Source organism: Novosphingobium sp. UBA1939 (genome assembly GCF_002336885.1).
GTDB lineage: Bacteria > Pseudomonadota > Alphaproteobacteria > Sphingomonadales > Sphingomonadaceae > Novosphingobium.
Genome location: NZ_DDFB01000005.1, coordinates 1 through 20,812 on the forward strand (window position 1 = coordinate 1; position 20,812 = coordinate 20,812).

General features: G+C 64.1%; 17 protein-coding genes and 1 pseudogene. 8 read left to right on the top strand and 10 right to left on the bottom strand.

Annotated features, from left to right (window positions below):
- Positions 1 to 242, top strand: a pseudogene (locus B3547_RS00350) (hypothetical protein); the annotation flags it as partial.
- Between the two features lie 69 nt (positions 243 to 311).
- On the opposite strand, the gene B3547_RS00355 reads toward B3547_RS00350, so the two are convergent.
- Positions 312 to 1,175 (bottom strand): fumarylacetoacetate hydrolase family protein, encoded by an 864-nt coding sequence (locus B3547_RS00355; RefSeq protein ID WP_292959527.1) that lies wholly within the window; start codon positions 1,173 to 1,175, stop codon positions 312 to 314.
- A 97-nt stretch (positions 1,176 to 1,272) separates the two neighbouring features.
- Here B3547_RS00355 and B3547_RS00360 point away from each other — a divergent pair, with 97 nt between their 5' ends.
- From B3547_RS00360 to B3547_RS00375, 4 genes are all read left to right on the top strand, one after another.
- A complete protein-coding gene (locus B3547_RS00360; RefSeq protein ID WP_194920938.1) occupies positions 1,273 to 1,470 on the top strand; it encodes a hypothetical protein in 198 nt (65 codons plus the stop codon).
- Positions 1,467 to 2,330: an alpha/beta fold hydrolase gene (locus tag B3547_RS00365; protein ID WP_125955596.1), complete on the top strand. Its 864-nt coding sequence runs from the start codon at positions 1,467 to 1,469 to the stop codon at positions 2,328 to 2,330. Before B3547_RS00360 ends, B3547_RS00365 begins: the two co-directional genes overlap by 4 nt.
- Positions 2,331 to 2,333: 3 nt before the next feature.
- Positions 2,334 to 4,070, top strand: coding sequence for a D-lactate dehydrogenase (gene dld / locus B3547_RS00370; protein WP_292959528.1), 1,737 nt, complete (start codon positions 2,334 to 2,336; stop codon positions 4,068 to 4,070).
- 121 nt (positions 4,071 to 4,191) lie between these two features.
- Positions 4,192 to 4,917 (top strand): alpha/beta fold hydrolase, encoded by a 726-nt coding sequence (locus tag B3547_RS00375; RefSeq protein WP_292959529.1) that lies wholly within the window; start codon positions 4,192 to 4,194, stop codon positions 4,915 to 4,917.
- Between the two features lie 87 nt (positions 4,918 to 5,004).
- Here the strand turns inward: B3547_RS00375 and B3547_RS21965 are convergent, their stop codons facing one another.
- Together B3547_RS21965 and B3547_RS21970 are read right to left on the bottom strand one after the other, a co-directional pair.
- The gene (locus B3547_RS21965; protein ID WP_349676463.1) at positions 5,005 to 5,481 is read right to left on the bottom strand and encodes an MFS transporter; all 477 of its coding nucleotides are present in this window, start codon (positions 5,479 to 5,481) and stop codon (positions 5,005 to 5,007) included.
- Positions 5,482 to 5,484: 3 nt separating this feature from the next.
- Positions 5,485 to 6,294, bottom strand: coding sequence for an MFS transporter (locus tag B3547_RS21970; RefSeq protein ID WP_349676459.1), 810 nt, complete (start codon positions 6,292 to 6,294; stop codon positions 5,485 to 5,487).
- A 52-nt stretch (positions 6,295 to 6,346) separates the two neighbouring features.
- On the opposite strand from B3547_RS21970, the gene B3547_RS00385 reads away from it, so the two are divergent.
- Positions 6,347 to 7,255 (top strand): LysR family transcriptional regulator, encoded by a 909-nt coding sequence (locus B3547_RS00385; RefSeq protein WP_292959530.1) that lies wholly within the window; start codon positions 6,347 to 6,349, stop codon positions 7,253 to 7,255.
- 76 nt (positions 7,256 to 7,331) lie between these two features.
- On the opposite strand, the gene B3547_RS00390 is transcribed toward B3547_RS00385, so the two are convergent.
- The 4 genes from B3547_RS00390 to fumC form a co-directional block, all read right to left on the bottom strand.
- Positions 7,332 to 7,961 (bottom strand): response regulator transcription factor, encoded by a 630-nt coding sequence (locus tag B3547_RS00390; protein ID WP_292959531.1) that lies wholly within the window; start codon positions 7,959 to 7,961, stop codon positions 7,332 to 7,334.
- Between the two features lie 234 nt (positions 7,962 to 8,195).
- Positions 8,196 to 11,255 carry a ligand-binding sensor domain-containing protein gene (locus B3547_RS00395; RefSeq protein ID WP_292959532.1) on the bottom strand — a complete coding sequence of 1,020 codons (3,060 nt, stop codon included), beginning with the start codon at positions 11,253 to 11,255 and terminating at the stop codon, positions 8,196 to 8,198.
- Positions 11,256 to 11,388: 133 nt separating this feature from the next.
- Positions 11,389 to 12,597: a threonine/serine ThrE exporter family protein gene (locus B3547_RS00400; RefSeq protein ID WP_292959533.1), complete on the bottom strand. Its 1,209-nt coding sequence runs from the start codon at positions 12,595 to 12,597 to the stop codon at positions 11,389 to 11,391.
- A gap of 95 nt (positions 12,598 to 12,692) precedes the next feature.
- Positions 12,693 to 14,087, bottom strand: coding sequence for a class II fumarate hydratase (gene fumC / locus B3547_RS00405; protein WP_292959592.1), 1,395 nt, complete (start codon positions 14,085 to 14,087; stop codon positions 12,693 to 12,695).
- 468 nt (positions 14,088 to 14,555) lie between these two features.
- On the opposite strand from fumC, the gene poxB reads away from it, so the two are divergent.
- Positions 14,556 to 16,280, top strand: coding sequence for a ubiquinone-dependent pyruvate dehydrogenase (poxB, locus tag B3547_RS00410; protein ID WP_292959534.1), 1,725 nt, complete (start codon positions 14,556 to 14,558; stop codon positions 16,278 to 16,280).
- Between the two features lie 20 nt (positions 16,281 to 16,300).
- Here the strand turns inward: poxB and fahA are convergent, their stop codons facing one another.
- Both fahA and hmgA read right to left on the bottom strand, forming a co-directional pair.
- Positions 16,301 to 17,614: a fumarylacetoacetase gene (gene fahA / locus B3547_RS00415; protein ID WP_292959535.1), complete on the bottom strand. Its 1,314-nt coding sequence runs from the start codon at positions 17,612 to 17,614 to the stop codon at positions 16,301 to 16,303.
- Entirely contained in the window at positions 17,611 to 18,903 is a 1,293-nt protein-coding gene (gene hmgA / locus B3547_RS00420) for a homogentisate 1,2-dioxygenase (protein ID WP_292959536.1), read from the bottom strand. Before hmgA ends, fahA begins: the two co-directional genes overlap by 4 nt.
- Before the next feature lie 194 nt (positions 18,904 to 19,097).
- Here hmgA and B3547_RS00425 point away from each other — a divergent pair, with 194 nt between their 5' ends.
- Entirely contained in the window at positions 19,098 to 19,859 is a 762-nt protein-coding gene (locus B3547_RS00425) for an alpha/beta fold hydrolase (RefSeq protein ID WP_292959537.1), read from the top strand.
- Positions 19,860 to 19,916: 57 nt separating this feature from the next.
- Here the strand turns inward: B3547_RS00425 and B3547_RS00430 are convergent, their stop codons facing one another.
- Positions 19,917 to 20,753 carry a helix-turn-helix transcriptional regulator gene (locus tag B3547_RS00430; protein ID WP_292959538.1) on the bottom strand — a complete coding sequence of 279 codons (837 nt, stop codon included), beginning with the start codon at positions 20,751 to 20,753 and terminating at the stop codon, positions 19,917 to 19,919.
- Positions 20,754 to 20,812 lie beyond the last annotated feature (59 nt).

Consider the following 20,812-nt stretch of genomic DNA (forward strand, 5'->3'; position numbering starts at 1 on the left):
ATTGGCGCTACACGGCCGGCGATGGCGTCTATGACATTCCCGGCAACCTGATCCGCGCGCCCGGCACCAGCCACGCCCGCTTCATCGGCAAGGAAGCCGAAGCCACGCTCGCATGGCAAACCACCGCCGAACTGGAACTGTCCGGCTCCCTCTCCGTCTTCTCACCAGGAACTTTCATCCGCCAAACCGGGCCCGCTCACCGCATCACCATGATCGGCTTCGAAAGCAATTTCCGATTTTAGTCCGCCACCACCGGAACGCCTGGCTTCCACGCGGATGCTTTGGACCGGCGCGATGGGGCTGCCGCCACGCTAGGGCATTTCCCCGGAGGAATCGCCCCAGCCGATCACCCGTTGTTCCTGCATGCCAAGCCCTTCAATGCCCAGCGTCATCACGTCTCCCGGCTTGAGAAAGACCGGCGGCTTGTGTCCGAAGCCGACACCCGCCGGTGTCCCGGTTGCGATAAAATCGCCAGCCTCGAGCGCGTAGAAGCGGGACAGGTAGCTTACGATCTGGCGCACTCCGAAGACCAGATTGCCGGTGCTGCCGTTCTGAAACCGATGCCCGTTGACTTCAAGCCAGATGGGCAGGCCGCTGGCGTCGCCCAGCTCGTCGCGGGTGACAAGCCAGGGGCCGATCGGCGCGAAGCCCGGAAAGCTCTTGCCCTTGGTCCACTGACCGCTGTGATCCATCTGGTAGGACCGTTCCGTGAGATCGTTGAACAGGCAGTAGCCGGCGACGTGATCGAGCGCGTCCGCCTCATCGATGTACAACCCGCCTCGCCCGATGACGATGCCGAGTTCGACCTCCCAGTCCCCTTTCTCCGCAGCCATCGGCAGCCGGACCGGATCGTTGGGGCCTGACGGCGCGCAGCCTTTCATGAAAACGGTTGGTTCGCTGGGCAGTGGGAGCCCGACTTCGGCGGCGTGATCGGTGTAGTTGAGCCCCACGCAGATGATCTTGCCCGGCCGGCCGATCGCGGGACCATAGCGTACGGGCTGCGCAATGACCGGGAGCGAAGCCGTGTCGATCGCGGCGAGAGCCGCCAGCCCTTCCGGCAAAAGGACGTCGCCCGCAAGATCGGCGACATGACCGGAAAGGTCTCTCAGCAGCCCTTCGCTATCGATCACCGCGGGCCGTTCGCGGCCTGCTTCTCCAACTCGGGCCAGTTTCATCCACACTTCCTTTCGATGCCGGGCGCTTCTTTCGCCGCCGGACGCGGCCGAGGTATTGGCGGATCGAGCGATTGCTTGGACATTCTTAGCGGCGAACGTGAATCAGGAGCCGCCAGCCTGCTTCGCTGCCGTGTATGCGCGCTTCCGCGTTGGCCTTGAAGGCAAGCCGGCGGTCTTTGGTCAGAAACTGCCAAAAGGGCGCAATCCGGGCCAATCGCAAGACACCATGGTCAAGCAATACCGCAGAAGAACCTGGGCGGGATTGGCCTGCCGCCGATTCTGGAACCTGAAATGATCGCACAGACAAGCCATACCTTGCGGGCAAACGGCATTCGGCAAAACTACATCGATGCCGGCGACGGCCCGCCGGTGGTGCTCCTGCACGGTTTTCCAGAAACGAATTTCGCCTGGCGGTTCCAGATTCCCGTTCTTGGCGAGCTCCATCGCGTGATCGCGCCGGATCTTCGGGGCTATGGCGAGACCGACAAGCCGGCTGCCGGATATGACAAGCGGACCATGGCCCGCGATCTCGCGGCGCTGCTCGACACGCTGGGCATCGGGAAAATCGCGTTGGTTGGCCACGATCGGGGCGCGCGGGTGGCAACGCGTTTTGCCAAGGACTATCCCGAACGCGTCGACCGTCTCGTGGTGATGGACAATGTGCCGACCCGCATCGTCGCGCGCGAGATCAACGCCGAAATTGCCAAGGCCTATTGGTTCTTTCTGTTCCACCTCATTCCGGACCTTCCGGAAACGCTGATCGCCGGCAAGGAAGAACAGTGGCTCCGCTGGTTCTTTTCGGACTGGGCCTATGACCCCTCGGCAATCTCGGGCGATGCCTTCGATACTTACGTGCGTGCCTACCGCGCGCCGGGCGCCGTGCGCGGCGCCATGGCGGACTATCGGGCCAACGCCGAGGATGTCGCGCAGGATCTTGTCGACGCCGACGTCAAGATCGCCTGTCCCACGCTTGCACTATGGGGCGCGGATTTCGGGGCGGTCGGCAAGATGTTCGACATGCCGAAAGTCTGGGCGGAGATGGCCGACAATCTCCGCGCGGTGCCGATCGAGCGCTGCGGCCATCTGCCGCACGAGGAGCGGCCGGAAGCGGTGAATGCGCTCCTCCTTGAATTTCTCCAGGGCTGGCAAGGCTGAGCCATGGCCAGGATCGATCCCGCGCCGTCCGCCGTCTCTCCGCCAGCAGCCTCTGCACCGGACTTGATCGCCGAACTCGGAGCGATCGTCGGAAGCCGGTATATCCTGACCGGCGAGCGGGAGACCCGGCGTTACCGCACCGGCTTCCGCTTCGGCGGCGGCAAGGCGCTTGCCGTGGTCCGGCCCGGCAGCCTTGTGGAGCTCTGGCGCGCGGTGAATGCCTGCGCGCGAGCACGCACGATCATGATCGTCCAGGCAGCGAATACCGGCCTGACCGGCGGCTCGACGCCGGACGGCGACCGCTATGACCGCGATGTGGTCATCATCAGTACGACGCGGCTCGACGGCATCCAGCTCGTCCGCGACGGCAAGCAGGTCATTTGCCTTCCAGGTTCACGCCTGTTCGAGCTCGAGGACATCGTGGCTGGGATCGGCCGCGAACCGCATTCGCGGATCGGCTCGTCCTGCATCGGCGCGTCCGTGCTCGGCGGCATCTGCAACAACTCCGGCGGCGCGCTGATCCACCGTGGCCCCGCCTATACGCAGATGGCGCTCTACGCCCGGATCGAAGCAGACGGCTCGGTGCGACTGGTCAACCACCTCGGCGTGAGCCTTGGCGTCGAGCCCGAGGCCATGCTGGCACGGCTGGATGCCGGCGAGATTGCGGAGAGCGATATCGTCGACGACGCGACCCGCGTCTGCTCCGATCGGCATTACCAGGATCATGTCCGCGAAGTGGATGCGGACACGCCGGCGCGCTTCAACAACGATCCCCGGCACCATTTTGAAGCGTCGGGCAGCGGAGGCCATGTGGTCGTGTTCGCGGTGCGGCTCGATACCTTTCCGAAGGAAGAGGCCATCGCCGATTTCTATATCGGCACCAACGATCCCGCGGAGCTGACGGCGATTCGGCGCGTGATCCTGAAGAGCTTCACCTCGCTTCCGATCCAGGGGGAGTATATCCATCGCTCGGCGTTCAGGCTGACCGCATCGTATGGAAAGGATACGTTCCTTGCGATCCGGTATCTCGGCGCCAAATACCTCCCGGGCCTGTTCGCGCTGAAGGCGCGGTTCGACGCGTTCTGCGCCAGACTGCCCTGGGCGCCCCACGATCTCTCCGACCGGATCATGCAGACGGTCGCGACGCTTTTCCCTCAGCATCTTCCGGAACGGATGCGCGATTTCGACAACCGGTTCGAGCATCACCTCATCCTGAAAATGGGCGGCCGCGGTATCGAGGAGGCCCGCACCCTGCTCGCCCAGGCGTTCCCCACCGCCCAAGGCGCCTATTTCGAATGCACGAAGGACGAGGGCGATCGCGCCTTCCTGCACCGTTTCGCGGTGGCCGGCGCTTCCATCCGCTATCGCGCGCTCCATCGGGACACGATCACCGATATCGTCGCGCTCGATGTCGCGTTGCGCAGGAACGACGACGAATGGGACGAACACCTCCCTGCCGAACTCGCGAAGCAGATCGTGGGGGTGAGCTATTGCGGGCATTTCTTCTGCCACGTCTTCCACCGCGACTATCTGGTGAAGCAGGGGCACGATCCGGTGGCGTTCGAACAGGCGATGCTGGCGTTGCTCGATGCACGCGGTTCGGAATATCCCGCCGAGCACAATGTCGGGCACCTCTATCCCGCAAAGGCGGCGCTCGCGCGGCATTACCGGGAGCTTGATCCGACAAACAGCCTGAATCCCGGCACGGGCCATCTCTCGCGCAACGCGGATTGGGCCTGACGCAGCCCGTCCAGCCGCGACCCAAACCGCAGGATAACGCAAAAGTGCACGGGATAGGACAATATGAGAGCCGCGACCGCTGTTAGGTTCCGGGGACATCTCAATCAGGAGTGCCTCAACGATGACCGCATCCCGCACGCAAGAGCCAACCGTTGTCCTCGTGCATGGCGCATGGGCCGATGGTTCCAGCTGGCAGCGCGTGATTCCGATCTTGCTCGACAAGGGGCTGTCTGTCGTTGCCGTGCAGAACCCGACCAGTTCACTCTCCGATGATGTCGCGGCCACGACGCTCGCACTCAACGCGATTTCGGGACCGGTCGTGCTTGTCGGCCACAGCTGGGGCGGTGCGGTAATCACGCAGGCCGGCACCGATCCCAAGGTGAAGGCGCTGGTATTTGTGGCGGCCTTCGCCCCCGCGGCGGGTGAAACCGTTGGCGAACTGGTCGGAAAATACCCGAATCCACCCGCGCTTGCCAAAATCACCGATGATGGAAACGGAAACCTGAAGCTCAGCGCGGCCGGATGGATCGAGGACGTAGGCCACGACCTCCCCGAGACCGAGGCGCGTGTACTGGCAGTGCTCCAGCCCCCGCTGCCGGCCGCCACGTTCGGCGAGAAGGTCACGCAGGCAGCGTGGGAAACGCGGCCGAACTGGTACATCGTATCCGGCGACGATCGCGTGGTCAGCGTTGATCTGCAACGCGAATTTGCTGACCGGATGAAAGCGATCTCGTCTGAACTGCGGGCCGGCCACCTTTCCCTGCTGTCGCAACCCCAGGCGGTTGCCGATGTGATCATTCAAGCTGTCGAGCAAGTCGCACAGGCGGAAAATCCCGGCATGGCGTGATGGTGGTGGCTAGCCGGACCTGTACCCCGCACTAGGCACAAGGTACGGGAGCGAACCAGCCAATCTGCCGTTCGCTCCCGTAAAGACTCAGGCTCGTCTGGCGCGGTTGTTCAGTTGCAGGACGGACGCAGCCGCCGCCAGCGCGATCCCAAGCGCGCAAACGGCCGGCCAGCCACCGGTGGTCCAGCCCACCGTCGCTGCCGCAGCGCCGCCGGCGCCGCCGAGGAACATCAGGCCCATGAAAATGGTGTTGAGGCGGGCACGCGCTTCGGGGCGCAATGCGAACACGATATGCTGGTTGGATACGAGCACGCTCTGCACGGCAAAATCCAGCAGGATACATCCGGCCACAAGCCCGATGATCGACGGCCACAGACCGAAGATCGTCCAGGCGGCGACCGTCAGCAGCGTGCCGGCAAGGATGACCTTGCGGGGGCCGCGCTTGTCCGCAAAACGACCGGCAATCGGCGCCGCCAGGATTCCTACCGCGCCCACGATACCGAACAGCCCGGCAACGTCGGCTCCGAGACCGAAGCGCGGCTCTTGCAGCCGCAGCGCGAGGATCGATCAGAACGCGGTGAACGCGGCGAAGAGCAGACCCTGCGTGACGGCGGCAAGACGCAGTTCCCCGAATTCGCGCCACAGGTGAATCAACGAAACGATAAGGCTGCCATAGCTGTGGTCGGTATCGGGATGGCTGCGCGGCAGCGCAAAGGCCATCAGGCCACCGGCGCCGAGCGCGAGAGGGATGCCTAACCAGAACATCTCGCGCCAGCCGGCATGGGCGCCGACAAAGCCTGACAACGTGCGGCTGAGAAGAATGCCGCAAAGCACGCCGGACATAACCAGACCAACGGTGGCGCCTCGCTTTTCCGGCGCGGACAGGTGCGCGGCAAACGGAACGATCTGCTGGGCGACCGTCGAGGCTACACCCAGCACGAGCGATGCCAGGAGAAGCAGCGGAGCGGAAGGAGCCATCGCCGCGCCGGCGAGGGCAAGACCGAGCACGATGAACTGGATCACGATCAGGCGTCGGCGTTCCACCAGATCGCCGAGCGGAACCAGGGCAAAGAGACCGAAGGCATAGCCAAGCTGGGTCGCTGTCGGGACGAGACCCACCAGCCCCCCGGCAAAGTTCTTCTCCATGATCCCGAGCATCGGCTGGTTGTAGTAGATGTTGGCGACGGCCAGACCGGCCGCGATCGCCATGGCGAAGGTCAGCCCCCGTCCGATTGACGCCGGCGCGGCGTCCGCCCTTCCCTGCACAATGGTGCCGACCATAGAAAAATCCTCACGAAAGCGTGCGCAGCGACGGCAGGTTGGATAGATCTGCGCCAACTGGACGATTGACTTGCGGCGGATATAGAGTTGCAGCATTTCTCGCTGTAGTGTTTCATTCGGTTAGGCCAGCATAACGGAAAATGTGGTAATGGAATTGTCCGACCTGGCGGTGTTCGTCGAGGCCGTGCGGGCTGGCAGCCTGGCCGCCGCCGGCCGCCGGCTGGGCATCAATGCGATGGCCGCGTCGCGCCGGCTCGCCGCGCTCGAGACCGAACTGGGCATTCGCCTGGTCCACAGGACAACCCGATCGCTTTCGCCAACCGCAGAAGGAGAGACGTTCCTCCCGCATGCGCAGGCGATGCTGGATGAGCAGGCAAACGCCCTCGCGGCGCTACGACCAAGCACATCCGGTGTCTCGGGCCAACTCCGGGTGACGGTTTCCGCCGCTTTCGGACGCAAGGTTGTCGCGCCGATGATCGCTCCGTTCATGCGCGACAACCCCGAACTGCAGGTTGACCTGCTTCTGACGGACGATCAGGTCGATATCGTCGCGCAGGGCATCGATGTGGCGATCCGGATCGCCAAGCTCCGGGACAATCACCTCGTTGCGCGCCGTCTCGCGGACAATCCGCGCCGGCTTGTCGCCTCGCCCGCCTATCTGCGTTCCGCGGGGACGCCCGGCGTGCTGGCCGCCCTGCCCGACCATGCGTGCCTGCCGGCATCGGGTACTTCGCACTGGGTCTTCAACCGCAACGGAAAGACGGTGCGCCAAAGGGTGACGGGCAGGTTTACGGCAAGCTCGGTCGAGGCGCTGCATCAGGCTTGCCTGGGCGGCCTGGGCATTGCCAATCTTTCGGCCTGGGACGTGGAGGACGATCTGGGCAGCGGTCGTCTCCGGGAAATCCGGCTTGCGGATGCGGAGCCGGAACCCCTGGCGATCTGGGCGGTCTATCCCACAGCACGCATGGTGCCCGCCAAGGTTCGCGCGTTCGTGGACGCGCTAGAGCAAATCCTGCGCCGTTCCCCTCATCAGGCTGCCGATGGCCAGTGTGCCTAACCGTTCGCCCGAGCGACCGAGGGATGCGCAAGCCACGGATAACGCCCGAACAAGGTCACGCGAATGTCGGCGCGGCCTAGAGCTCGATGATGCCTCGGCGCGCGGCGATGGTGACGGCATGGGTGCGATCGGCGGCACCGAGCTTGGAATAGATAACCTTCATGTATCCCTTGATCGTGTCCTCCGAGAGCCCCAGGCGCACCGCGATCTGGCGATTGGAGTTTCCTGTGGCGGCGAGAGTGAGAACCTCTGCTTCCCGCCGTGAAAGCATATCCTCGGTTACATGCAGCGCTATGCCGGTCGCCACCTCGGAGGAGAGATACTTGCCGCCAGCATGAACGCTTCTGATCGTATCCATCAGTTCCTTGCGCATGCTGCTTTTCAACAGATAGCCTGCCGCGCCGGCACGAAGGGCGCGCATGGCCTGGGCGTCTCCGGCATACGTGGTCAGGACGACGATCCGCGATGAAGGGTGGCTCTTTCTCAGCGCCTCGATCGCGGCGACGCCGCCCATGCCCGGCATCTGAAGATCCATGAGCACGATATCCGGCCGGTGCGCTTCGTAGAGAACAAGCGCCTGCTCGCCGGTTTCGGCCTCGGCGACGATATCGAGATCGGCCTGCGTTGCGATAACCGCGCAAACGCCCTCTCGCAGCAGCGGATGGTCGTCGACGATCATTATGCGGATTTTGTCGGACTTGCCCATTTCCGTGCGCTTTCCGTGTCTTCGATTCGGCGAGGCTCGCCCTACTGTCCCAGATCGATGGCGGCGCTATACGAAACTATCGAAGCCGTGCTCGCCTGCGCCTTGCCGGCTGCCAGGGATGCCGATCAGGCGCCGAAGCCGGGGCTGGTCATATACGCTGCTTTAGAAATGGTCACGCCGGACGTAAAGGGTGGTGCCGATGACGGAGTGGGGCCATCGCGGTTGCTTCCCCGCTCACGATCTTTCGCCGCTACTTCGGGAGGAGCCATCCCGCAGGCCCCGTTTCCGGAACCAGTCCCACTGCGTTTGATAAGCGACCCGTGCGGGCACGCGCAGGTGGACCTGGGTTCCGTTTGTTCCATTGGCGGTGAACCGCAGCTTTCCGCCGATGCGGCCTGCCCGCTCCCACATGCCCTGCAAGCCGTAATGGCCCCGACGCCCGCCAGACGCGAGGATGGCGGGAGCGATGCCGACGCCATTGTCACCGACGAAAATGTCAAGCGCGAGCACCCGGTACCGCAGTTCGACCGCGATATGGGCGGCCTTTGCATGCTGCTCGGCATTGGCGATCGCTTCGCCGACGATCGCGAGGATTTCATCGGCCACCGGCGCGCATATGGGGCGCCGATAGCCACTGATGCGCAGGACGGCGCGATCTTCGGCCAGGGAAGCCATGCGGCTTTCGAGACTACCCGGATCCGATGCCCGCAAATCGAGAACCCGTTCGCGACTTGCGATCATGAGGTCATCGCCGCGCTCCAGCGCCCGCTCTAGCATGCCGCGCGCGGCCGTGTTTGAGGGCGTGATCTCCGCCACTGCCTGGAAGCGCATCATGAGACCTTGCAGCCCTTGCAACAGTGTGTCGTGAAGCTCCCGCGCGATGCGCTCCCGCTCCTCTACCTGGACCTCAACGCGGCGCCGGGTCCGGTCTGCGGCGGCGCGGGAACGCCAGCGCACGAGCACGATCACGAACAGGAACAACGCCGTCACCAACAGCGCCCGAAACCACCATGTCTGATAGAAATAAGGCTTGATGTAGAAGTCGAGTGCCGCCCCTTGCTCGTTCCACACGCCATCGCCGTTCGCCGCGATCACCTGGAAACGGTATGCGCCCGGGGCGAGGTTGCCGTAATTGGCCTGCCGCCGCTCACCGGCGTCGACCCATTCCTGGTCGAAGCCGACAAGGCGATAGCGGAACTTGTTTGCCGCTGGATCGGTGAAGCTCAAGGCGGTGTAATCGATCGTGATCCGATCGGTCCCCGGCGGAAGAGACTGGCTCGTGCCGTCGGCACCGCTTTCCAGCGCGATGACACGATCGTCAGCGACCATGTTGCGAATGACCACGGGCGGCGGGATCGAGTTGTGGACAAGCTTGCGTGGATCGATCCACGCCAGACCGCGGTTCGTCGCCAGCCACAACAGACCGTCGCGATCCTCGACGATATCGTTCATGTCGTACCAGTTGGACCGCGCGCGCAACCCCTGGTCGCGGCCATAGACGAAGGCCGTAAGGCGTTGGGCCGGATTGAGAAAGGCTGCGTCGAGATCGGCGGAACGCACTTTTGCGATGCCTTGGCCGGTAATCAGCCAGGTCGATCCATCGGCGCGTGGCAGGATGCCGGTGACGTTAGCCAGAAAGGGATGCGCCCGATCGTCGATCGTGGCGAACCGGGCGCCGTCATATCGGGCAAGGCCATGCTCTCCCCCGATCAGCAGCCCGCCGGGAATCGGCACGACGGTCTTGATGAAACCGACCGGGATGTTCCGCCCCTGCCAGATTTTCGATATGCGTTCCTGCCGGCGTACCGTGAGCGCGCTCAACGCCTGATAGGACAGGATATCGCTCCCTCCCAGATTCCGCATGAGCATCGCATGACCGAGCGCTTCCGCGCTGTCCGCGACCTCGCTGACCTTTCCCGCATGCAAGCGATACGTACCGTAGGCCGATATGAGCCAGTCACCATTGCCTTCGGATACGCAGGCCGTGGGCGTCGCTCCCTCCGGCGCGAAGAGCGTTCTGGATATGCCATGCCGCGAAATCAACATCAGGCCTTTCGAGCTGACGACAAGAACATTGCCTTCATGGTCGCTGCATATGTTGAAGATGATGCCCCAGTTGGGCGCCACCATTTCTGTGCGGATCGGATTTCCGTGGATGCGGTACAGCCCTTTGGGCGTGCCGAACAGAAAGGTGCCTTCGCGCCCGATCGGGACAAATCCGGTATTCGTCGTCGGGAAGCTGGACACGAGGTGGACGTCGATTGCCGAAAACCGGTCAAGCCCGTTCGGGCTGCCGACCCAGACGTTGCCTTCGCGATCCTGGAAGGGAGCCAATGACAGCGGACCGAGCACGTCCCGGAGGACTTGCACGGTGGGCCTCGATGTGTCTCCGCGCTCCAGGCGTTGCAACGTTTCGGGTAGCAACCGGATGATTCCCCGCTCCTGCCCCGTCACCCAGAGCCGGCCATCGCGGTCGAACAGCAGTCTGCGGCCAATGTACCCCGTCGTTCCCGGGGTGAGCCTCATGGCGCCTCCCCGGCCGTCAAGACGCCGCAGGCTGTCGTTGTCGATGATCCAGATGTTTCCGGATCTGTCCTTGCCCAAACCGACGGAGACACCTCCGCGGGCGTTCAGCCGGACAAAGCGGCCCGCCGCGGGATCAAAGCGGTGGATCGAGTCGCTCAGCGCGATGATGATAGTGCCATCGCGGTCGGCGATCATATCCTGGGTGTGCTCGTCTGGAAGATCCACGCCCGAGTTGAACACATGCCACTTGCCTGCCTTGTAGTATCGCAGGCGCTGGCTGTTCGAACTTTCGGAGGCGACCCAGATCGCCCCGTCCGAACTTTGCACGATCGCGACCACCGAGCCCCGCGGCGTTCCTTCATTGCGCCCCTGCAGCCTGCCATGCCGATAGACCGCCACGCCGCCGTAGTCATAGCCGACCCACAGGTCACCGTTGCGGGCGGTCAGCAAGGCGGTAACCTGCAACGATCGCGCGGGATCGCCTTCCTGCGCTTCGATATGCTCGAACCGGACCCCGTCGAAGCGATACAGGCCGGTTGCCGTGCCCAGCCAGATGAAACCGTCAGGGGTCTGCGCGATGGCAACGACATTGGCGGGAGCGCCTTCGGCAATCGACCATTTCACATGCCGCATCTCGGTGGTCGGCACGGTAAAATCGAGCGCCTGTCCGGCGCGGGGGGTAACGATCATCATCCCGAACAGCAAGGCCAAGAAGGCCAGCCGATAGCGGCTTGCAAGCAGATCAAACACCGGGCGCAAAGAGATCATCGGCGATAATATCCCGCTCCCCTGCCAATCACCAACTCTATCTTGCAGCGAACGACAATGGGCACGCAACGAACACCGCGCGGCAGCCGGGATGCGTCGATCAACGAGGTGGGCTCATCCGCACTTTGGCAGCCTACTTTCCAAGCCCAAAGATCGCGGGATTGAGCGCCGAAGACAGCAACAGGCCGATGCCGATGCTGACGGTCAACACGAACGCGGAGATCAGCGCAGCGGCGCTGGCCGCCAGCAAGGCGGCGGGAGCGGCAGGTCCTGCGAGCATGATATCCAGTGCGCCGATCAGCCCGCGAAAGGCATAGGAGCCCGGCACCATCGCTACAACGCTGGGAAAGGCCAGCGCCGAAGAGGGGGTGCCAAGCCGGCGCCCGACCAGCCGTGCGAGGACACCGGCAAGAGTGGCGCCAGCCAGGGTCGCGATGGCGATGTCGCTGCCCAGCATCATCAGCGCCGTGCGCAATCCATGGGCGAGAGCGCCGGTCAGCATAATCGTCGGAACCGCCCCGCGCGGTGCGCCGAACAGGATCGCGAAGCCGAAAGCGGCGATGCTGGAGAACAGCAGGTCCCATGCCAGCCCGAGATTCGGCGTGTTCAGCGTGACCGGAAGATGCACGCCCACCGCCAGACTCGTGGCGGCCAGCCCCGTGGCTATCGCGATAACGGTGATGGCGCCATTGGCGATCCGGGCCAGCCCGATCGCGGCGTGCCCCTGCATCAGATCGCGCACGCCGTTGATCAGGGGAACTCCCGGGACCAGAATCATGCCTGCCGCAACCAGAGCGAGCGTAGGGTCCGCGCCACTCGGGCGCGACGCGAGCACAGCGGTCATGCCACTAATGGTCGCCGTTATTCCCGCTGCGGCGGCAGGCCCGACACGTAACCGGGGTAACACGCGCCGCAGCACGGTACTGACTGCGCCGGCAAGGAAAGCCGCGCCGACGACCGGCAAGGTGGCGCTAAAAAGGCGGGCGAGCGCCGCCGCCGTGCCTGCCACCGCCAATATCGTCAGCCACCCCGGATAAGCGGGCCGGGCTTTGGCGATCACGCTAAGGCGGGCATCGGCCGCTTCCAGTTCCAGCGTGCCCGCTTCAATCGCGGTCGCGACCTCCTCCAGCGCGACGAGGCGACCGGCGTCGATCCCCATCACGCCCAACGCGTGGCCAATGCGGGTACGATAGACTTGATCGTTTCCCAACATCAGCAGCAGGCGTTCGCTGCCGAGAAACAACTCGGCTGCGAAATCCTGCCGTTCGGCAAGCGCCTCGACGCGCCGGCGGACATGCTCGCTGTCCGCTCCTGCTTCCAGCAGCAGGCGCGCGAGGAGCAACAACACGTGGGCGGCAGCATCGAGGCGGTTTGTGTCAGGCATCGCTATTTAGGCCAGCCCATATGCGGATGCGGCATACCATTGGAGCGTCTCATTCAGGCGCCCGCCAAGCCGTGGCCGACCATGTCGAGCGGGCGGATGGTGTTGTCGAAAAGCGCTGCGTCCACCTTGCCGGAAGCGAGCGCGGCTGCGCGCAGCGTGGTGCCGTCGGCGATCGCCTTTTCGGCGATATGCGCGGCATTCTGGTATCCGATCACCGGCGACAGCGCGGTGACCAGCATCACGCTGCCCTCGACGTAGGACTGGATCTTGTCGCGCAGGATTTCGGTCCCCTCGACCGAGAACTCCCGGAACCGGTCGCACCCATCGGCGAGGATGTGAATCGAGTGCAACACGTTGTTGATGATCACCGGCCGCATCGCGTTGAGCTCGAAATTCCCCTGGCTGCCGGCGAAGGCGACGGCGCTATCGTTGCCAAGAACCTGGATGGCGATCATGACCATCGCCTCGCACTGGGTAGGGTTGACCTTGCCCGGCATGATCGACGAGCCGGGCTCGTTGTCGGGCAGCTTCAATTCGCCCAAGCCGCAGCGTGGACCGGAGGCGAGCCAGCGCATGTCGTTGGCGATCTTCATCAGCGCGACAGCCAGGCCGCGCAGCCCCGCGGAGGCCCTCACCATCGCGTCAAGCGAACCCTGCGCGGTGAACTTGTTGGGCGCCGTGATGAACGGCTTGCCCGTAAGCGCGGCGATCGTCGCCGCGACGTCCTGGGAGAAGCCGGACGGAGCGTTGAGCCCGGTGCCGACCGCCGTGCCGCCCACCGCCAGTTCGTAAAGCCCGGCGCGGCTTTCCTCGATCGCGGCGATGCAGGCGCGAATCTGCCCGGCCCAGCCGTGCCATTCCTGGCCGACTGTCAGCGGTACCGCGTCTTCCAGATGGGTGCGGCCGATCTTGACAATGTCGATCCAGCCATCGGCCTTGCGCTCGATCACCTCGGCCAACCGGGTAACGGCAGGCAGCAGTTCGGCGTCGATCGCGAGGACGGTCGCGATGTGCATCGCGGTGGGGAAGGTGTCGTTGGACGACTGGCCCATATTGACGTCGTCGTTTGGCCCAACCGGATGCTGGCTGCCGAGCGTGCCGCCGAGCAACTGGATTGCCCGGTTCGACAGCACCTCGTTGACGTTCATGTTCGACTGGGTGCCGGAACCGGTCTGCCACACGTAAAGCGGGAAATGCTCGTCGAGTTTGCCGGCGATCGCCTCGTCCGCCGCCCGTACGATCGCGTCGCGTTTCCAGTCAGGCAGGCGGCCGGCGGCTGAATTCACCAGCGCACAGGCTTTTTTTACATAGCCGTAGGCGTGGTATACGTCCTTGGGCATGCGGTCGCCGCCAATGTTGAAGTGGTGAAGAGACCGTTCTGTCTGCGCACCCCAATAGCGATCGGCAGCGACGCTGACCGTGCCCATGCTGTCGAATTCCTCGCGCATACCGCTGGCGTTGATGCCAATCGCAATCGCCTGGACGGTTGGTATCTCGGTCAATGCAACGCTCCCTTCTTGGCGGCGAATTGCGTGAGGGTTCTGCGGCAGGCTCGCGATCTCCGTCATGGGATCCGCCCTTGAGCCCAGACTGCCCGCAAAACGATCGAGCCGCCAAGCTACCGGCGTCGCCCTCGATCCATCTTGTCGAATTGCGCTGATTTTTGGACGGGTAGTCCTCGCTGCAAAGCCTGTCCGCGTGGTCTTGGGACTTGTTGCAAAGGCGTGATCAGCCGATCACACTCGGCAACTAATGGATAAATGATCCCATTGGCATCCATCCTGTGCAAGCCTGACGGCCGGAAGTGCGGCTATCCATCGGATCGCTTCGCCGCTGAATAATCGATTTTTCGCAGGCGCTTGCCGAATACCCTGAGGCTGGCGCATCAATCCCGGTAGGTTACGGAGAATACCGTCATGTCCAAACAGACGATCGCAGATCTGGTCGCCGCCACGCTCGCCGACGCCGGCGTCGAGAGAATTTGGGGGGTCACGGGAGACAGCCTCAACGGATTGAACGAAAGCCTTCGACGGCTGGGCGCGATTCAATGGATGATGACGCGCCACGAGGAGGTGGCGGCCTTCGCCGCGGGCGCCGAAGCCGGCCTTACCGGCAAGCTGGGCGTTTGTGCAGGGTCGTGCGGGCCGGGCAATCTCCACCTCATCAACGGGCTGTTCGACTGCCATCGCAACCATGTGCCCGTGCTGGCGATCGCGGCGCATATCCCATCGTCGGAGATAGGCCTGGGCTATTTTCAGGAAACGCATCCGCAAGAGCTGTTCCGAGAGTGCAGCCACTTCGTGGAGCTCGTCAGCAACCCCAAGCAAATGCCGGAGGTGCTTCACCGCGCCATGCGGGCCGCGATCGGAAAGCAAGGCGTCGCTGTCGTGGTGATCCCGGGCGACGTCGCGCTCGCGGAGGCACCCGCCGGGGCCGCGACCGTCTTCCCGGTGCTACGGCCCCCACGGCTGCTTCCGCATCCGTCGGATATCGACCAGCTCGTCGCGCTGCTCGACGAATCGCGAGCAACCGCGCTGCTGTGCGGCAGCGGCTGCGCCGGTGCTCATGACGAAGTCGTCGCGCTGGCAGACAGGCTCGGTGCCCCGGTCGTTCATGCGCTGCGCGGCAAGGAGCATGTCGAATGGGACAACCCTTTCGATGTCGGCATGACCGGTCTGATCGGTTTTTCATCGGGCTATCACGTCATGGAAAACTGCGACACGCTGCTCATGCTCGGCACCGATTTTCCCTACCGCAACTTCTATCCCGAAAGCGCCAGGATCATCCAGATCGATCGGGACCCCTCGCAACTGGGCAAGCGGGCTCCCCTTGCCTTGGGGATCGTAGGTGATGTCGGTGAAACGGTCCGCCAGTTGTTGCCGCGGTTGGAGCGTCGTGAAGATAGAACGTTCCTGACCCGATCGCTGGAACACTATGCCAGCGCTCGCAAGGGGCTCGATAGCCTCGCCACCCCTGACAAGCCCGGCCGACCGGTCCACCCGCAATACATCGCCAAGCTGGTCAGCGATCTCGCGGCCGACGATGCGATCATCACGGCCGACGTCGGGACGCCCACCGTGTGGGCCGCGCGGTATCTCAAGATGACGGGGAAGCGGCGCCTGCTCTTTTCGGGCAATCACGGCTCGATGGCAAACGCCCTGCCCCAGGCGATGGGGGCGCAGGCCGCCTTCCCCGATCGGCAGGTCATTTCTCTCTCGGGAGACGGCGGGTTCGCCATGTCCATGGGTGATTTTCTGAGCCTTGCGCAACTGGGTCTGCCCGTGAAGGTCATCGTGTTCGACAACAGCCTGCTGGGCTTTGTCGCGATGGAACAAAAAGCGGGCGGTTTCCTTGACGTGAACGTACAGCTGCACAACCCGGACTTTGCCGCGATCGCCGAGGCGTGCGGTGTCCTGGGCCTCCGCGTCGAGGATTCCGACGCGCTCGAGCCCGCCCTGCGCCGTGCCCTGGCGCACCCCGGGCCGGCTTTGGTCGATGTGCGAACCGCACCCCAGGAACTGGCGATGCCGCCCGCGATAAAACTCGAGCAGGCAAAGGGTTTCAGCCTTTATATGCTCAAAGCGATCATCAGCGGTCGCGGCGACGAGATCATCGAGCTTGCCCGGACCAATCTGCGCTAGTCGATGACAGGGCGACAGTATCAGGAGTCCGTTTCAGCCCCGAATTCCGCAGCGAGGATTTCCGCCCGGCAAGGCCCGAAGCCGATCGGCACGAAGCCATCGGCCCGGGCCTTGCCGCCGAAGGCGATCTCGTCGCCGTCGATCAGGAACGAACGCTCCTCGCCGCCCGGCAGCGTGATCGGCGCTTTGCCGCCACGCGTGATTTCCATGAGGCTGCCGAAGCCCGAGGGTTCGGCTGTCGACAGGGTGCCGGTGCCGAGCAGATCCCCTGGGTTGAGGTTGCAGCCGTTGACCGTGTGATGGGCGACCATCTGGGCTGCGGTCCAATACATCGCGCGCGCATCGCTCAGGCTCAACCGATGAGCGGCAAGCCCCCGCTCGCGCATCGCGCGTGAGCTGAGCGTCACTTCTAGCTCGATCGCAAAGGCTCCGTTTGCCTGGTCGTTCTCGTCCCAGAGGTAGGGAAGCGGGCGAGGATCGCCTTCGCGGCGCGCGGCCTGGGCAACGCGAAAGGGCTCAAGCGCCTCCATGGTCACGATCCACGGCGAAATGGTGGTCTGGAAGTTCTTCGAGAGAAACGGACCGAGCGGCTGGTATTCCCACGCCTGGAAATCGCGGGCCGACCAATCGTTGAGGAGGCTGATACCGGCGATATGCCGGTGCGCATCCCCGATTGCGACCGGCGCGGCGAGCCGATTGCCCGTGCCGATCCAGACCCCGAGTTCGAGTTCAAAGTCCATCCTGGCCGTCGGCTCGAAAAGTGGCCTGCCATCGTCAAGGGGGGGCCGCTGCCCTACGGGGCGAACCACCGGGTCGCCCGACAGCCGGATCGACGACGCGCGGCCGTGATAACCGATCGGGATCCACTTATAGTTGGGAAGCAAGGGTGTGTCGGGGCGGAACAGCCTTCCGATATTCGTGGCGTGGTGGATGCCGACATAGAAGTCGGTGTAGTCGCCGATCCGCGCCGGTAGATGCAGGCGGCATTGGTCCGCTTCATGGAGATGCGCGCGCACGGCCGCTTCGTGGCGGGGATCGGACAGCAGCGCGGAAAGCGCCTGACGAAGCGTCCGCCGTTGCTCCGCCGGCAGTGCGAGCAGATCGTTGAGCGCCGGTGATGCAAGCACCCCATTCGGCGTTGCCGGCAGAAGAGGGGCGATCGCGCGCAGGTCGACGATCGAATCGCCTATCGCTGCACCCGGTCGCGGATCCTGGCCTTTGGGCGAGAAGACGCCGAATGGCAGGTTCTGGATCGGGAAGTCGGGGTGGCCTTGGGCGCTTTGCACCCAGCTCGTGCGCGCGGGATCGTGCGTTTCGTCGATCATCGCCGTCATGCGATCCGTGCCTTGGGAAAGCCCGCCCAGACCCCGTCATAGTCAAGCTGCGCGCTGGCGGAGGCGTGCGCGGTCGGACGATATGGCCAGCAGCTCTCGACCATGAAGGCCATGGTGTTTTCGATCTTGTGCGGCTTCAATTCAGCTTCGCTTGCGCCTTTCCAGCTCGCCACGTCCGGACCATGCCCCGTCATCAGGTTGTGCAGGCTGATGCCGCCAGGTGCGAAACCATCGGCCTTGGCGTCATACGCGCCACGGATTAGCCCCATCGCCTCCGACATGACGTTGCGGTGGAACCAGGGCGGCCGGAAGGTGTCCTCCGCCACCATCCAGCGCGGCGGAAAAATCACGAAATCGGCATTGGCACGCCCTGGCACGTCCGACGGCGAAGTCAGCACGGTGAAGATCGACGGGTCCGGATGGTCGAAGCTTACCGTCCCGATTGTGTTGAAGCGGGCAAGGTCGTAGCGGTACGGTCCCAGATTTCCGTGCCAGGCGACGACATCGAGCGGCGAGTGGTCGAGTCGGGTAACCCACAGGTTGCCCAGATATTTCTGGATGACCTCGACGGGCTCGTCGCTGTCCTCGAACCAGGCCTCTGGTGTCTCGAAATCGCGGGGGTTGGCGAGGCCGTTGGAACCTATTGGCCCAAGGTCAGGCAGGCGGAACAGGGCACCGAAATTCTCGGCAAGATAGCCCCTCGCCTGGCCATCGGGCAGGAGGACGCGGAAGCGCACGCCGCGCGGCACCAACGCGATTTGGCCGGGCGTCAGGTCGATCCGGCCGAGCTCGGTCAGAATCGTAAGCCGGCCCATTTCGGGAATGACCAGCAATTCGCCATCGGCATCGACAAAGACCCGATCGTGCATGTCGCGATTGGCGGCGTAGATATGGAAGGCGACGCCCTCGAGCTGCTCGGGGGCGCCATTGCCGAGAATCGTCACAATGCCGTCGATGAAATCGGTAGGATTTTCCGGAAGCGACTGCGGACTCCAGCGCAGCCGGTTCGGCGCAAGCGGCCCCGCCGATGGCGCAGCCACGAACAGCGGCGCGCCGGCATAGGGCGCAAACGGGCGGTGATCGGCGCTCGGCCGAAGCCGATAGAGCCAGGAGCGGCGGTTTTCATTGCGAGGCGCGGTAAAGGCGGTGCCCGACAACTGCTCCGCATAGAGGCCGAAGGCAGGGCGCTGCGGGGAATTGCGCCCCACGGGCAGCGCACCGGCGACCGCCTCGGTCGAGACATGGTTTCCGAAACCCGGAATATAGCCGGCGTTCGATTGCGCGCTCATAGCCTTGTCTCCTTCGCCTGAAGAATCTGGCGACCTTCATCTGTGGACGTCTCTCTGGCAGAGTTGGGAACGATTGGCCTGACAGACAGCTCCGACGGCTTATCGATGAGTCCGACAATCGGTGGCCGGTGGATTGCAAGCCGTCCCACGACCCGCTCTTGTCCGTCCCGGGACATCGACAGGAGAGATGAGACGTGCCGATCAGGACCCACGGGCACGGCCCGATCCGGGCCATTGCAATCCATGGCTGGTTCAACGACCACGCGGCGTTCGAAGCCCTGCTCCCGGCGCTCGATGCCGAGCGGTTTACCATCGCCCTTCCCGACGTGCGCGGCTATGGGGCGCGGCGCGGATCCGACGGTCCCTACACTGTCGCGACAATGGCTGAAGACGCGATCGCGGCAGCGGATGCGCTCGGCTGGGAGCGCTTTTCGGTCATCGGCCATTCGATGGGCGGCAAGGCCGCGCTGCGCGCCGCGGTCGTCGCGCCGGGCCGTGTCGAGCGCATCGTTGGGATAACGCCGGTCTGGGCCGGCCCCGCCCCGTTCGATACCGAAACGTTCGCCTTCTTCCGCGGGGCCGCCGACGATATCGCCACCCGACAGGCCATCCTCGACATCACGACGGGCGAACGATTGCCGCTCGCCTGGCTCAGGAAAGGCGCGGAACGCTCGGTCACTATCAGCAACCGCGATGCTTTCGCCGCCTATCTTGAATCCTGGGCGGGGGACGATTTTGCCGCCGAGGCGGCCGGGATCGAAGTGCCGGTGCTGGTAATCGGGGGCGCACATGACCGAGGCGTCCCCGAAGACGTGATCCGTTCGACCTGGCTTGCCGCGCTCAAGCAGGCGCGGATTGTCGTGCTACCCAGCGCTGGTCATTACCCGATGGACGAGTGCCCGCTCATTCTGGCGCGCGAGATCATCGGGTTTCTCGACACCAGCCAATCCCGCTGAGAGAGAGCAAAGGCAAACCCCCGGCGGCTTCTTGCGCGAACCGCCGGGAATATCGCTTCATGCGACGGCGAAAGTCTGACGGCGATACTCGCTCGGAGAAACCGCCATGTGCTGGGCGAAGAAACGGGTAAAATTGCTGTGCGCGCCAAAGCCCAGCTCGTCGGCCACCTCGACCAGCGAGCGTTCGCTGGTCGAGAGCCAGCGCATCGCCGCCGACATGCGGATATGATCGATATAGTGGCGCGGCGAAGCCCCGACGCAGCGACGGAACTGCTCGAAGAAATGCGAGCGTGACAATCCAACCGTCCGCGCGATTTCGTCGATCCTCGGATTCTCGTGGGCATGTTCGTGGATGTAAAGAAGCGCCTTGCGGATGCGGAAGTCGATCGGACGCCCTCCCTTCGCAACCGTCGCGGCTTCCGGGGCGATATAGGCGGCGACCACAGCATCGATCAGTCCCATAAGCGGCTGCTCGCGGTCCTCCACGCTGTCGCATAGCCCCCGCGATATGGCGCCGGCGAGCCGCTGGGCGGCGAGCTGGACGGCCGAGGTCATGCGCTCGAGGATATTGGGGAAGACAAGACCGCTGCGCAGGCCCTGGGCCTCGAGCATGCGGTCGATCCAGCCCTGCTCGATCACGAGCGACAGGATCATGGTCGGCTCACCGTCGTTGGCAAGTTTCAGGTGCGGAACCCAGGGATTGAACAGGATGACGCTCGACCGGTCGAGCGGGAGATCGGTGGTGCCGGTGCGAAAGGTGGTCTCCGCGCCATCTAGCATGAACAGCATGTTGAACTGCTGATGGGCATGCTCGACGAGCGCGCGATCGGTTACGTTGACGGTTGCGCGACCGAAATCTCCGGTGACGATCCAGATCGGCGTCTCCTGATGCATAGCGACAATCCTCTCGTATCTGTTTTCAATGGTTCCCGCCGTGCCTATCGTCCGGGACG